Annotated in this window: 11 protein-coding genes; all 11 read right to left on the bottom strand. The window is 39.0% G+C overall.

Annotation, left to right across the window (positions count from 1 at the left end; genetic code table 11):
• Positions 1 to 397: 397 nt before the first annotated feature.
• Positions 398 to 1,495, bottom strand: coding sequence for a DUF1972 domain-containing protein (locus tag KGP17_RS09025; protein WP_021805030.1), 1,098 nt, complete (start codon positions 1,493 to 1,495; stop codon positions 398 to 400).
• 4 nt (positions 1,496 to 1,499) lie between these two features.
• Positions 1,500 to 2,624 (bottom strand): glycosyltransferase family 4 protein, encoded by a 1,125-nt coding sequence (locus KGP17_RS09020; RefSeq protein ID WP_021805031.1) that lies wholly within the window; start codon positions 2,622 to 2,624, stop codon positions 1,500 to 1,502.
• 97 nt (positions 2,625 to 2,721) lie between these two features.
• Positions 2,722 to 4,002 (bottom strand): lipopolysaccharide biosynthesis protein, encoded by a 1,281-nt coding sequence (locus KGP17_RS09015; protein ID WP_223499190.1) that lies wholly within the window; start codon positions 4,000 to 4,002, stop codon positions 2,722 to 2,724.
• Positions 4,003 to 4,027: 25 nt separating this feature from the next.
• Positions 4,028 to 4,861 carry a hypothetical protein gene (locus tag KGP17_RS09010; protein ID WP_223499189.1) on the bottom strand — a complete coding sequence of 278 codons (834 nt, stop codon included), beginning with the start codon at positions 4,859 to 4,861 and terminating at the stop codon, positions 4,028 to 4,030.
• Positions 4,862 to 4,890: 29 nt separating this feature from the next.
• Positions 4,891 to 5,955, bottom strand: a complete 1,065-nt coding sequence (locus KGP17_RS09005; protein WP_223499188.1) for a glycoside hydrolase family 99-like domain-containing protein — start codon at positions 5,953 to 5,955, stop codon at positions 4,891 to 4,893.
• 81 nt (positions 5,956 to 6,036) lie between these two features.
• Positions 6,037 to 7,359 (bottom strand): O-antigen ligase, encoded by a 1,323-nt coding sequence (locus KGP17_RS09000; protein ID WP_021805035.1) that lies wholly within the window; start codon positions 7,357 to 7,359, stop codon positions 6,037 to 6,039.
• A 109-nt stretch (positions 7,360 to 7,468) separates the two neighbouring features.
• A complete protein-coding gene (locus KGP17_RS08995; protein WP_021805036.1) occupies positions 7,469 to 9,637 on the bottom strand; it encodes a polysaccharide biosynthesis tyrosine autokinase in 2,169 nt (722 codons plus the stop codon).
• Positions 9,638 to 9,649: 12 nt separating this feature from the next.
• Positions 9,650 to 10,084, bottom strand: coding sequence for a protein-tyrosine-phosphatase (locus KGP17_RS08990; protein ID WP_037375041.1), 435 nt, complete (start codon positions 10,082 to 10,084; stop codon positions 9,650 to 9,652).
• Between the two features lies 1 nt (position 10,085).
• Positions 10,086 to 11,222, bottom strand: a complete 1,137-nt coding sequence (locus KGP17_RS08985; RefSeq protein ID WP_223499187.1) for a polysaccharide export protein — start codon at positions 11,220 to 11,222, stop codon at positions 10,086 to 10,088.
• Positions 11,223 to 11,537: 315 nt separating this feature from the next.
• The gene (gene galU, locus KGP17_RS08980; RefSeq protein ID WP_021805038.1) at positions 11,538 to 12,434 is read right to left on the bottom strand and encodes a UTP--glucose-1-phosphate uridylyltransferase GalU; all 897 of its coding nucleotides are present in this window, start codon (positions 12,432 to 12,434) and stop codon (positions 11,538 to 11,540) included.
• Between the two features lie 46 nt (positions 12,435 to 12,480).
• Positions 12,481 to 13,380 (bottom strand): UTP--glucose-1-phosphate uridylyltransferase GalU, encoded by a 900-nt coding sequence (galU, locus tag KGP17_RS08975; protein ID WP_021180603.1) that lies wholly within the window; start codon positions 13,378 to 13,380, stop codon positions 12,481 to 12,483.
• Between the last annotated feature and the right edge of the window lie 353 nt (positions 13,381 to 13,733).

The raw sequence follows: 13,733 nt of genomic DNA, 5'->3' as shown, positions 1-13,733 counted from the left end.
AGCAAACCTATTGACACCATTTCCTTGGAGTTTAACCTCTAAATCAAATACTATAAAGGGTGCGTTCTCAGGAAAAATAATTAACCAGGATAAGTAGTTGTCCTAAATTTACTTTGCCTCACGGCTTTTCTATAGCCAAGAAAATATCTAATTACACAATAACAGCATAATGAATTCACCATCAATTTCTATTTTATGAATTATATAGATGACTAAAATAAATTTGAAATTATAATAGACAAATTGGCTTGCTGGTGTTGTTTTTTATTTCAAAAAAAGAAAGTTACAGTCTCATTCTTTAATGACTTCTTAATGCAAACCATATGAAATTTGGCTAGTGCAAACAATTTAAATTATTTCTAATGTTATTGCGCCATTTTAGAGGCTATAACAAGCCTCATTTTATAAGCCATGATGATAATAGCTTTTCATATTCACTCAATACCTCACGCCAAGTAAAGCGTTCATTAAATCTTTCGACAGATGAAGCCTTCATTCGTGCAACCATGTTCAGATCTGATGTAATTAAATCAATTTGCTCAGAACATTCACTATCACTAGAGAAAAATAGCGTTTCACTGCCAACAACCCAACGATTAAAATGATTGTCATGAGCAATAACAGCATTCCCTGCTCCCAAGGCTTCGACAAGAGAAGGGTTTGTCCCACCAACTCTGTGTCCGTGCACATATGCCAATGAAAAATATCGTAGCGCAGACACAATCGAGGAGTCATAGATTGCCCCTAAAAATAATACATCTTCACTAGCAGAGTCTTTTACTAATTTATGATAGTTATTGTTGTCATTATAGTTGCCAAGCACAACCAATTTAATGTCTCTTTTCTTACTAGAAAAACCCTTTACAATTTCAAGAATGGAATTCTCTGGCTCAGCACGCGCAATTACCATCAAATATTTGTGTGGGGCAATACCATAACGTTCGAGAACGTCGACTGGGGCATTATCTATATGTAGAGCGCCATAAGGTATCATTGTTACTTTATCGCTTTTAACCCTGGTTTCTAAGTGCTCTTTTATTCGAGGATGATCGGCAATTAGGTGACTGCCAAACCAACAACCAAATCGTTCATTGAGCCAAAACCAACTTTTTGCTATAGGTCCCCATTTGTCTCTCTTCCACTCAATTCCATCCATATTAATTATATTTTTTCTGCGGGAAAGATAGTGCAAGATATTAAAAATTGCCGTGTTATATCCCAGAGTTAGTAACAAATCATCACTTTTAAGTGAGTGCAGGATGGATTTTAGATCAAAAACAATCGTCCCCAAAGCCCCTTTTTGTGTTACAGGAATGTGGATCAATTTAACCCCGTTCCACATCGATTCGTATGTATCACCGCTATCCTCCTGGCAATAAACCGTTACTTGCCAGTTGTTATTCACCAAGTATAGCGAAAGGTACTCTGCAAAAGTTTCAAAACCACCATGTGCCGCAGGTATTCCCCTAATGCCTAAAATTGAAAGCTTCTTCATCCGACTAAATCCTATTTATAAAATGACAAATTTTTGACTGGTAAATTTCGACCGAAAACTTTGCTTCGTAAGTCAAACGAGAGTTTCTGCTCATAGTAAGATAGTCGATTGGAGAAAGTCTCTCAATAATTGTTAATATCTCAGCAAGTGAATCTTCATTTCCAGGTTCAAATAAGTAACCATCGAAACCATGAGTGACAATCTCTTGCAAACCGCCATGATTTGCAGCAATTACTGGCTTTGATGCTGAAAATGCTTCGGCAGCTACTCGGCCAAAAGGTTCCGGTTTTGTCGATGGCACAACAATGTAGTCTGCCCATTTAAAATAAACACTTGGATCATTTACAAAAGGAATAAATTCAATATTTCTTTCTAATGAATATTTTACAACTTTTTCGTTTAGCTCTTTTTCTAAATATTCATAACCTGTAAATGAACTACCTACAATCTTGAGCTTAAGATGGCAGTACTGGTCCTTATTTAGGTTGGAAGCTATTGAATCAATCAATAATTCGTGCCCCTTCCATGTGTTGATCCTACCGATTAAAAGTAATTTACTACAGTTATCTTCACTGTCCTGCTTTTCCGTAATAGGTAGTCTATTGAGTGCATAATTAAAATCGTCAACGCCATTATAAATAACCTCTCCAGGCAAATTAAATGCTCTTTTTGTAGCCTCAGAGTTAAATATTAGATAGACCCCTGACACTCTAAAAAGAAGTGAAAAGAATTTAATTTGCTTAGTTGATGGGATCTCCCTTACATGGCAAACTATTTTTTTATGGGAAAATCTGAAGAACGTCGCGGCAAGAATGGCAGAAACCATTACAACGGTATTAATGTATATTGCATCATACCGCCTGAACTTAAACGTATTATGCAAAACTGCTTTTGCGAGCTTAATCAAATATGAAAATGGCTTTTTAAGTTCCTGTTTACGTAAAATGCCATCGGCATAATAATTTATATCAAGGCCTTCTTTTTCTATAAGAGTGGATAACTCACCTTCAAAAGGTAAAACAACGTCAACTTTATTTTCTTTTTTCAACCCAATAATTGCAGAAAGAAAACTTCTATCAGAGCCGTAAAGCTCTGCACTTTGGTGGAGACATAATATCCTTCGTTTCATCAAAAACCACCTACAAAATAGATCATAACGCACAACAGATATGAATAAGTTACTTGTTTGCCAAACAAAGAGATTTAAGCAAAGTAATTATTATCATTCAGTCCGAGTTCATACTTTTAAACCCGTGTCTCATATGCACAACCATCATTGGGAACAAAATGGCATTAACCAATGTCACCGCAGAGAATATTGATATCGCTGCACCTACACTTTCAAAGATGTTAGATAAAATAAATGCACTAAATGGTACTGAAAGAATAACACCATAGATCACAATGTTCATTTTCTTTACGTCAGCTATGACCTGAAAATAATAACCACAAGCAGAGGTGCTACAGTTTATTGCATACCCAAGCATCACAATTATTGCAGGTAGTAACATTGAATTATCTAGATAGGTAAAATAAACCAAAAAGAGAAGACAACAAAACACGTAACCACTGGAGAATACACTCAGAATTATAGTATTTGTTTTGACGATTTTCTGTATTTCATCCCATTTTCCATATTTTAACATCCCAGCCATCTGTGGAGTTGATACACTATTTATAGCAACAGAAATAAATGACGTAATCATAGCAAAGCGTTGGATTAAATTAAAAACAGAGGCAAAAACAGGCCCAAGGACGAATGAGGAAATCAGGTATGGCATCCAACCAAGTAACTGGGTGCCAAACGCTGAGAAAATAAATTGGTTATTCTTTTTCAACCTTGCCATATGCAACTTCATAGATAGATACTTTCTATTTATAATAATTGGATAAGCTATTATTTTAGAGAACCTCATCGAGATCATAAAAATAAATAATGCAGATAGATAAAATGAAACAACTAAAGGAAAAACCCCTATATCCATATCTAACGTCATTGTGCCGAATTTCATAACAAGATAAAGAATTAAGAATGCCAAAGGCTGTAGAACGTTAAGACCTAATGTTTGAGTTATTACTTTTTTCTTAGCCTGGAATATGTAAAAAATGATTGATGCCGAACTTGTCAGGGGTAATGTTAACCCTATGCTAATAATCAGCAGTATCTCTGTAGATATATCATTACCAAACCATGATAAGGCATATAGCCAGCCTAATACTAAAAACAATATCGATAGCGGAACTGACATGAAAAACGAACAAAAGAAGCTATCGTTAAATTCGTTATGCCGTTTCGTGAAATTATAATTATGGTAATTCCTGACTAAAAAAATGTCAGCACCAAATCGGCTCAGTACATTAGTTATTTGAAATAGCGTATAGGCTATAAAAAACATTCCCGAAACGTTTGCATTCTCTAATTTTAGTACAGTCAACTGTAATACAAGCACAGTCACAGCACCAAGAATACGCGATAAAAAAACACGCAGCTTGTAGTTATTAAACAATGAGATCGTTCGTGTTATTATCATATTATAAATGTTCTAAAAAAAGTTTAGCATAACGTATATCTTTGCTTCTGATAATTTGCTTAATTGCAAAAAAATATGTAAACAGTTTCACTCTAAGTTTATAAAGCGGAATATCATCAAAAACATATTTTTTAGAGCTTAATAAATTACAATGCCTTCGGTACTTTTCTTTAAATGGTATACTAATATCTCTTAAGGCTGATTCATGTTGCATAATCACGGGCATAATATAGACACCCAGATTCAACTTTGATACTTCTCTAAAAAATCTCGTATCGACACCATAGAAGCTTAAGCGCTCATCAAAGGTCGGTATCAACTCCTTATCTTTAAAACTGATTACAGTACCACTCATCATCGCAACTAAATTACTGATTTCGGAAACGCCGTTGCTAATATCTTTAAGAGCGAAGCCTCTGACCCCCTTTACAAATCCTGGGGATATCATTGTGTTATTTAAAAAAATCTTCGGTATTGCAACTTTTGCATTACTTTTTGATTTGATAAAATCCTGAACGGCTTGAGCATATGAACAATCAATAACTGAGTCATCATCGAGAATAACAACCCACTCTAATTTATCTTTATTCTTATCAATTACCGTATTGTAAATTACCGATAATTTTTCGTTATTCCCTGTATGATAATACTGGAGATTATCTATTGACTCTGATAATTCATTGCTAATGGTGAAGCCGGCTTTTGAATTATCCCAAATCGCTAGTGATGGCATTAGCCCATAATTGCTAAATATTACCTTTCTATAGCTGTTTATTGTCTTTGTTTTTTCTGGTTCTTTAGAATAAACAACACAGATGAATAATACGTTTTCCACTTAACCTCCTATTCAACAATCCTGGTCATTTATTTATCTTTAAATACTTCACTTATTTTTTCCAAATATGAAAAACCATATTTTTTTGTTGGCTCAATATATGAACCTTCACCATACTCATTCCAGCAGCAAATAATAACGGTATTCAGTGTGTTTGCCGGGTTAGCATCCAAGATCTTTTTTGCCTCTTTTAGATGTGTATAAAATTGGTTTGGTGTACTGTATGAGTTATCGTGCTGTGAATCTTCACTGCCTCCCCAAGGACGTTTATCCCAGCCCGACGTCAACGGGATCACATAAGGTAACTTGGTATGTTTTAAGATTTGCTCCCAAGTGAATTCATACCCATCAGTAAGTTCTGGATAGCTTTTTGACAAAGGAATAATGCTTTTTGCTTTATTATTCATCATACCAAGGTGATAGTTGTACGCACTGATAGCGTTATATGATTGTTCAGGAAGAGTTGTAGTTAAGGCGTTGACATTAGCATCCGAAGAACCAATAAAATATATACCTTTTAAACCAGATTGAATTGCTTTATTTCTTGCCCTATCTAAAAGTTCTTTCGGTTTAGCGCCAAACGAAGCCGCATCTTGTGCAAGCATTTCGGGAGAGAAAATATACACAACAGGCATTTCTTGTATTTTTAGGTATTTTTCATTCTTAAAATAATGCGCTATCCAATAGTCAACTATTTTATCAAACTCACTATAGCTCTCTGGTGTACCCGTGTGATTTGCCCATAAGAGAGTAAATTTAACATTTGTTCTAATGGAAGTGACAGATCTGAGATATGAGTCAATAGCATAGGTTCGGTTTTGGGTACCCGTTCCCTTGTCCCAATACCAATCATACGCTATAAATTTTACATTATATTTATCCATCCATTGAAGTTGTTTTTTGGTGACAGAGTCATCCCCTTCTTTGTACCAGCCCAATAGCGGTTCACGCTCTGGAAATAGTTTAATTTTCGACCAGGCATCAACATGCTGACGGTTCCAGCCAGGATAGTAATAAACACCTACATCAGTTGCTTTACTAGATAATGAAGTGAATACAACAAGCGATAGAATAAAAATGGATAACTTATGCATAAAATTCCTTATGATTCTTATAAACCATAATACTGTTATCACAACTGACAATAAAAATATATAACCATAGCTTTACTAGATTTATATCCTTGCTGAATCATTACTTATACTTCTGAAGTAATAATAAATGAAGCAAACCATGAACATCATGTTTTGTAATGTATCCATAATACCTGTTGATATAGTGAATATTATATAGCCAACAATAAATCCGAGATACATTTTTCTAGCTGATGCATTGCTAATATATAGCGCAACTTTCTTATATAACGCAATAAAAAATAAGGAGTAAGCGATTAACCCTAGGCCCCCTTGATCAATCATTAACCTAAAAAGAATACTTTCAGAATTGTATAAGTCTTCTTCCTGTTCTGAGGAAACAATGTTCCTAGTTGCATCGAGTCCATTTCCCCAGACTGGAGAAATTAGCAAATATTTCATTGATACTGCTAATTGTCCCCCTCGCATGGCTAAATCAGACCCATTCATATCTTGCCCAACTTCTGGGTTAAATATGTTAACTACCGAGTAGACTTTATCTCGAAATACATCCGATACGGAGAATGTGATAACGAATATCATTAATAAAACAATTATACTTTTTAATGACTTTGCCAAACCTTGCATTGTCGCAAATATCAAGACAGCGATACCAAAGAAAATCAGTGGACTACGAGAGTTTGTTAATAATACGGAAAGCATTATGACCACAGTAATTATTATTATTTTTAAATAGTCTTTTATGATAAATTTCTTCTTACTGAGCTTGATCGTATAGTATGTTAATAAGCCAATGACTAACAGTGCACCATAAGTAATCGGATGAGATATCGTTCCTTGGGCACGAATACCACGCAAAGTATCGGCATAAGTCCTTGCTAGCACTCTTCCTGTTTGCGTTGTCGACTCAATGAATTCAATATATGGGTTATAGTTAATGAGGTAACAAACTGTCCCATAGATAGCAAGTAAACAATAAAAAGCCGTATATTTTTTTGCTAAAGAAATTAGCTTCTCTGTGGGCAACACACTAATATAGTGACAGAATATGTACATTGGTGCAAAAACCTCAAGAACCAATGTAACTAATGTTAACAAGCCTGAATTATTGCTAGTGATATTTAAAATAACGGATATTGAACTGGCAGCCAATAGCAAAACTATCACTTTATTAAATGGAATATTCCGTACTCTTAATCGTCCTGTCAATGCAACTCGGAATGCATATGCGATGATCAGTGATAAACATAGGAATTTATATAAACTAATGACTGGTAAAGCCGGTGTATCTATTAGTAATAATGCTTTTGGTGTTAACAGCGTCCATATTGGTATAAGAAGAACTGACATTCGAAAAAAGAAAAATATCGATAGACAACCGACTAATGAAAATATATAGACCATGTTATATATAAAACCTCAATGACTCATGAGCATTGCCCATCTGAATCAACCACAGCAATGCATAACAAAATCAAGTTAGCACTGCTGTGGGATATTCGATTATTTACTACTATTCTTTACTATTATATTCATAATGATAGTAACCATAACTATACTCTGCTGACGCTTTTCTTACCACAGCATTCAGAATAGTCCCTTTAATTTCAATCCCATTCTGCTCGAAACGTCTATAGCTTACTTCAACTTCTTTTACTGTATTACCGTCAGCTTTTGCAACAAGCAACGTCGTTCCTACAAGACGCCCTATTATCGCTGCATCTGTAACTGCCAATATAGGTGGCGTATCTACGAGAACTAGCTCATAGTTTTCAGATGCCCATTCCAAAAACTTTGAAAATCTGTTACTCATTAACAACTCAGACGGATTTGGCGCAATTAATCCTCGTGAAATCATATCCAAATTATCAACTTTTGTTTTTTTCACGATCCCAGCATAGTTATCCATATTTACTGATAGTATATTAGAAAGGCCAACATCGTTCTTTTCATCTAGAACATCATGAAGGTACCCTTTACGAATATCACCATCAATTATTAACACCTTCTTGCCTGTTTGCGCGATAACAGTTGCAAGGTTAGTTGTAACAAATGTTTTCCCTATACTTGGACTGGTCCCCGAGATCATCAGAATATTATTTTTCGCATCAATCATCGCAAAGTGTAGCGTGGTTCTAAGGCTTCTTATTGCCTCAACCGCAATGTCAGTTGGATTACCTAACGCTAAAACTTTATTTGACTTGGTATTAGTTTTCCTTCCTTTAAATCGTAGCAGTTTTTTATCCGCTTCAACCTGCCACTCCGATAAAGGTATACTAGCATAAACATTAATCCCTCTCTCTTCTAACTGCTCAGGGCTATCGATTCCTTTATGGAAAATGATCTTGAGCATAACAATAACACATGAAATTACCAATCCCATAATTGTGCTTACTAGGACCAGCATTAATTTCTGTGGCTTTACTGGCTCGGGGAATGTTACTGCGGCATCAATAATTCTAACATTACCGATAGTACTCGCTTTATTAATACTTAACTCTTGCTGTTTGTTCAAGAGTTGCATATATACTTCTTGTCCAGACTGTACATCTCTCGTTAAACTCAGTATTTCTTGCTGCGTTTTCGGCATTGCGCTAACTTTTTTACTGAGTTTTTCTTTTTCTTTCTCTAAAGTATCCTTCTTTTCTAATAATGCTTTGTATGATGGATGCTCCTTAGTGTACAGCTTAGATATTTCTGCTTCTTTGAAAGTCAATTCGTTTAATTGAGTATCAACTGCGACCATGGTGTCAAGAACAGACTTGGCTTCCAACGAAAGATCGACTGAATCATTTTGTTGACGGAAAGAGTTCAACTTTCCTTCAGCTGTATTCAAAGCGTCCTTTACTTGCGGTAGTTGTTCAGTCAAAAACGTTAAACTTTTACCTGCCTCTTCAGATTTCCTCTCTATATTTTGCTGTAGATAATTATCTGTTATGCTTTTTAACGTTTTCTTTATTAATACAGGATCCTCACCTAACAATGTTAACGATAGCACACCAGTATCTTTACCTTTGTCTGCGATTGTTAGACTATCAAGAATATCATCCCTAACATCGAGCTCTGATTTTTTCACAATCGTAAATGCATCACCTACTTCTGCATCAACGTCGCTTACTCTGATGGTTACATCCCCAGACATTACCGTATCACCAATTTTTCCATTAATAATGGAGTCATCAGGTAATGTTATTTCATAAGTTTCCTTTCCTGTTATTTCTAATACCATTTTTTTATCTAAAAAATCAACAGGAACGCTTAATATTGGAACAGAAATTAAAGCTTTTTTATCTTTCTCTAATCGAGCTATTCCCTTTCCAAAAATAGGAAAAAATCTCTGTGATACTATTGTGGTTAAATTCAACTCTTCGATTGTTTTTCCAATTACCATTCTAGATTTGATAATTTCAATTTCAGGAGCTGATGGGGATTGGCTATTAGGTAATATCTGTGATATATCCTTTAATAAGGATGTCCCGACATTCTGTTCGATCTGTACTAATGCTTCTGCTTTATATACAGGTGTCGCCAGTATCACATACATAACACCAATAACAGAGAAAAATGTGGTGACCCCGAGAATGAGCCAGCGATAATCTATAAACGCCCCAACCAGACGAGTAATATCTAATTCATCATCGTTATCCCGCGACTGCTGCACAGGTAATTTATCTTTCATCATTTAAAACCTAAATTAACGATTAAGTTTATCCGCCCAAGCTAAAGCTGAGGAATTTAACTGGCTATACACATATTCAAAAACTTCCTTACTCTTCCGGTAAGGATCACCAATTGGCTCTTGGTTATTCCAATGCCCAAATAACATTACCTTCCCTCTTACTTCAGGAGCAATATTGCATACTGTCTCTAAATGTTTTGGCTCCATTACAAGAATTAAGTCGTATTCCAAACATTTTTTTCGGTTCAACTGATTAGCAATATGCCCATCAAGTGATAAACCATTTTCCTTCGCAACTAATGCTGACATTTCATCTGCTGGTTTGCCAACTAGCGCGGCAACACCTGCAGATGCAACTCTTTTCTCAGGCATTAATTTTTTGAGTAACCGCTCTCCGATAGGAGAGCGGCAAATATTCCCAACACAAACGACTAGAATAGAATCAAACATATTAATTCCACTGATTGATGAAGCGTACAGTTTCCGTCATATCATGTACACCGGTGATAGTCGGAACTAGCTGACTAATAACTCGGTTCCAACGTACAACAGGCGCAGTTGTGACATAAACAATGTCATAAGGTTGGAGTTGGAACTCTGTCCCCATAACCAAAGCCGAAGCATCTGCAGCATTCAGCTGGAAAATATTAGCAATCTTATTCCCTTCAGTACCGCGCAACGGGCGAATAACAAACACCCCAGTTGCATCAGACATCGCTTGATCCATACCCTCGGCATTACCCAGAGCTTCGGTTAGCGTCATACCACTTCGATCCATCCGCAACGTTGACTGTTTTTTCACTTCCCCCATAACAAAGACTTTTAAGTCATCATTGCGGGGAATATAGAGAATATCGCCAGGATAGAGTAAATGGTTTTGCGTGAGGTCGCCTTTTTGCATTAGCGCTTGAAGAGAAATACGCTGCTCTTTACCATTATGCGTTAACACCACATTGCGCCAATCCGCGTTTTCGGAGAGACCGCCCGCATTATTGATAGCATCCATAACGGTCAACGGCACGTTTGTTATCGGCTGCTGGCCTGATTTTTCTACCTCACCAGTTACATAGGCTTTTTGTGAGCGGAAAGAAGCAATACTCACATCTACTTGTGGGCTTTCTATATATTGCGCCAAACGGCTAGCTATATCGTTGCGTACCTGACTAGCCGTCTTCCCTACAACCTTCACCTTACCAATGTACGGGTAGAAGATTGTACCGTCAGCATTCACCCAGTTACCGGTGTCACTAGCACTACGGTATTGGCCTGCCGGAGTAGTCAACTCCGGATGATCCCAAACGGTCACCATCAGCACGTCGCCCACACCGATACGGTACTCATAGCTCTGCAGATCACGTTCCAAGGCTGGGTTGGTTTGCGCGATGACCGGTTTTGGTCGCATTTTCTCAACCAGGCTCGGCGTCATCGGGTAGATATTGACCAGCTTATTCAGGTTAAAATCGCTGTCTTCCTGCTTAACAACGTTTTTCCCGCTGGTAGAGAGGTGTGAGCCAGGTACTACGGTACAACCGCTGATCACACTGATTGATACCAGGAGCGGTATCAGCTTCCATTGTTTCTTTGCCATCGAATTTTCATCACTTTCAAAGTAAGTAAACTTGCAACGCTAAAGACCTGGCCAACCATGGCCGCTTGGGGGTGGTGCTTAGCAAAATTTTTTGTTTGCGCTATGTACGGCAGTCCTGCGATACATGCATGAAAGCACTCATTGAGCAAACGTTGAGTCTGGGTTTGCTAAGATGTCTCTCAAACTCGTAGTGACTGGCGCATGCACCAGGAGTGTTTTCATGTGCGAACGAACGCGGGCAAGTCAAAAGGCCCGCTGAGATTTCCGCAGGCCTCTAACTATAAAGATTTTTCCGCTCTTTTTCAGTACAAATTACTACAGTTTTAGCTGCTCGGCCCATTCGCGGAAGGCTTCGCCCTGCGTGGGGTGGCGTAAGCCATAGGTCACAAAGGCTTGGAGATAGCCTAGTTTTTCACCGCAGTTAAACGATTCCCCTACCAGTTCCATCGCTTCTACCGTCTGTTGTTTCATCAGGTCAGCAATCGCATCGGTCAGTTGAATTCGGCCCCAGGCGCCTGGCTGTGTTTTTTCCAAAATCGGCCAGATGTCGGCAGAGAGCACATAACGGCCAACAGCAGAATAATTGGATTTCAGTTTCACTTCACGGCTTGGCTTCTCAATGATCGACGTCATGCGTGAGCTCTCCCCTGGTTGCAGGGTCGTGGTCTCACATTCTGCCACCGAGTAGTCATACAGCACGTTTTCATCCGCAGGCTGCACCAGTACCTGGCTCAGCCCATTCTCTTCGAAGCGGGCAATCATATGCGCCAGGTTGTCTTTGTGCATATCCGCCTTGGCGTCATCCAGCAGCACGTCCGGCAGCACCACCACGAAAGGTGAATCACCTACCAGTGGTTTGGCACACAGTACCGCATGCCCCAATCCTTTCGGTTGCCCTTGGCGGATGTGCATCAGGGTTACGCCCTTCGGCGTGATGGATTTAACTTCATCCAGCAGCTGACGCTTCACGCGCGCTTCAAGCATCGCCTCAAGCTCATAAGACGTATCGAAATGGTTTTCGATCGCGTTCTTGGAGGAGTGGGTAACCAGAATGATTTCCTTGATCCCGGCAGCCACGCATTCGTTGACGATATATTGGATCAACGGCTTATCAACGATCGGCAGCATCTCTTTCGGGATCGCCTTGGTCGCAGGCAACATGCGCATACCCAAACCAGCAACAGGAATGACGGCTTTCAACTTCATCGACATGGTGTTCCTCTTAAAATCTCGTGGTCGTGCTAACCGGCTCAGGCAATTACTTGCTGTTCAGGGTCTGTTTCATCCACTGGGTGAAGTTTTCGCCTTCGGAAGGGTGGCGCAGGGCATACTGGACAAACGCCTTCATATAGCCCAGTTTGTCACCACAATCGTGGGATTTGCCGCTCATATGGAAAGCTTCTACCGTTTCCTGCTCCATCAACATGGCAATAGCGTCGGTCAGTTGGATTTCATCACCAGCACCCGGGGGAGTTTTCTCTAACAATGGCCAGATATCGGCAGAGAGAACATAGCGCCCTACTACGGCCAGGTTAGAAGGTGCATCTTCCCGTGCAGGCTTCTCTACCACCGCAGTCATTGGCGTACTTGCACCAGCGGCTAACGCCACGCCGCCGCAATCGACCACACCGTATTTGGAAACGTCCTCTTCCGGTACTGGCTCAACCATAATCTGGCTAAAGCCGGTTTGCTCAAAACGCTGGATCATTTTGGCCAGGTTTTCTTTCTGCAGATCGGCAGTAGAGTCATCCAATAACACGTCTGGCAACAGCACCACAAATGGGTTATCCCCAATCATTGGTTGAGCACATAACACCGCATGCCCCAATCCCTTGGCTTGCCCTTGACGTACCTGCATCACCGTTACATCTGGCGGGCAGATACTTTGAACTTCGGCAAGCAGTTGGCGTTTTACCCGAGCTTCCAACGTCGCTTCCAGCTCAAAGGAAGTATCAAAGTGGTTTTCGATCGCGTTTTTCGATGAGTGCGTGACCAGTACGATATCCTTGATACCCGCCGCAACGCATTCACTCACGATGTACTGAATCAATGGCTTATCGACCACAGGCAGCATTTCTTTAGGGATCGCCTTGGTTGCAGGCAGCATACGGGTGCCCAAACCTGCTACTGGGATAACGGCCTTCAATCTTTTTTGCATAAATTTCTTCCACCGACAAATAACAAGTAAGTGTAACAGAGCCAGGATAAGTGGTAGAGCCTTACGTTCAAATGAATTTTTAACTATAAAAATCAATTAATTAAAATATTAAAGTGACGTTTTAGGCACGCTACCGCCCTTGGCTTGCAGCTACCAATGCACTGTAGACAATGTTTGAACTGACGAGCGTGCAGCCGACTCCACGCTCGTAGATGAACCTGAGGTTCTGTTCAGAATTTAATGAGAGGCAAGTCGCAGAGTAAGGAAAAGGCAGAGCCTTCCTGGCCAAGTGGTCAGTCTTGCTATCATTTATAGGATGCTAAGATTCTTATACTATTGACCCGGTGAAACAA

The organism is Serratia sp. JSRIV001, from assembly GCF_019968745.1.
Taxonomy (GTDB): Bacteria; Pseudomonadota; Gammaproteobacteria; order Enterobacterales; family Enterobacteriaceae; genus Chania; species Chania fonticola_B.
This window is presented reverse-complemented; position numbering and strand designations above follow the sequence as displayed.

What these genes read in the sequence shown, in the direction of transcription:
- galU (WP_021180603.1), bottom strand. Translation starts at nt 13,380, where the DNA reads ATGCAAAAAAGATTGAAGGCCGTTATCCCAGTAGCAGGTTTGGGCACC.
- galU (WP_021805038.1), bottom strand. Translation starts at nt 12,434, where the DNA reads ATGTCGATGAAGTTGAAAGCCGTCATTCCTGTTGCTGGTTTGGGTATG.
- KGP17_RS08985 (WP_223499187.1), bottom strand. Translation starts at nt 11,222, where the DNA reads ATGGCAAAGAAACAATGGAAGCTGATACCGCTCCTGGTATCAATCAGT.
- KGP17_RS09025 (WP_021805030.1), bottom strand. Translation starts at nt 1,495, where the DNA reads ATGAAGAAGCTTTCAATTTTAGGCATTAGGGGAATACCTGCGGCACAT.
- KGP17_RS08990 (WP_037375041.1), bottom strand. Translation starts at nt 10,084, where the DNA reads ATGTTTGATTCTATTCTAGTCGTTTGTGTTGGGAATATTTGCCGCTCT.
- KGP17_RS08995 (WP_021805036.1), bottom strand. Translation starts at nt 9,637, where the DNA reads ATGATGAAAGATAAATTACCTGTGCAGCAGTCGCGGGATAACGATGAT.
- KGP17_RS09000 (WP_021805035.1), bottom strand. Translation starts at nt 7,359, where the DNA reads ATGGTCTATATATTTTCATTAGTCGGTTGTCTATCGATATTTTTCTTT.
- KGP17_RS09005 (WP_223499188.1), bottom strand. Translation starts at nt 5,955, where the DNA reads ATGCATAAGTTATCCATTTTTATTCTATCGCTTGTTGTATTCACTTCA.
- KGP17_RS09020 (WP_021805031.1), bottom strand. Translation starts at nt 2,624, where the DNA reads ATGAAACGAAGGATATTATGTCTCCACCAAAGTGCAGAGCTTTACGGC.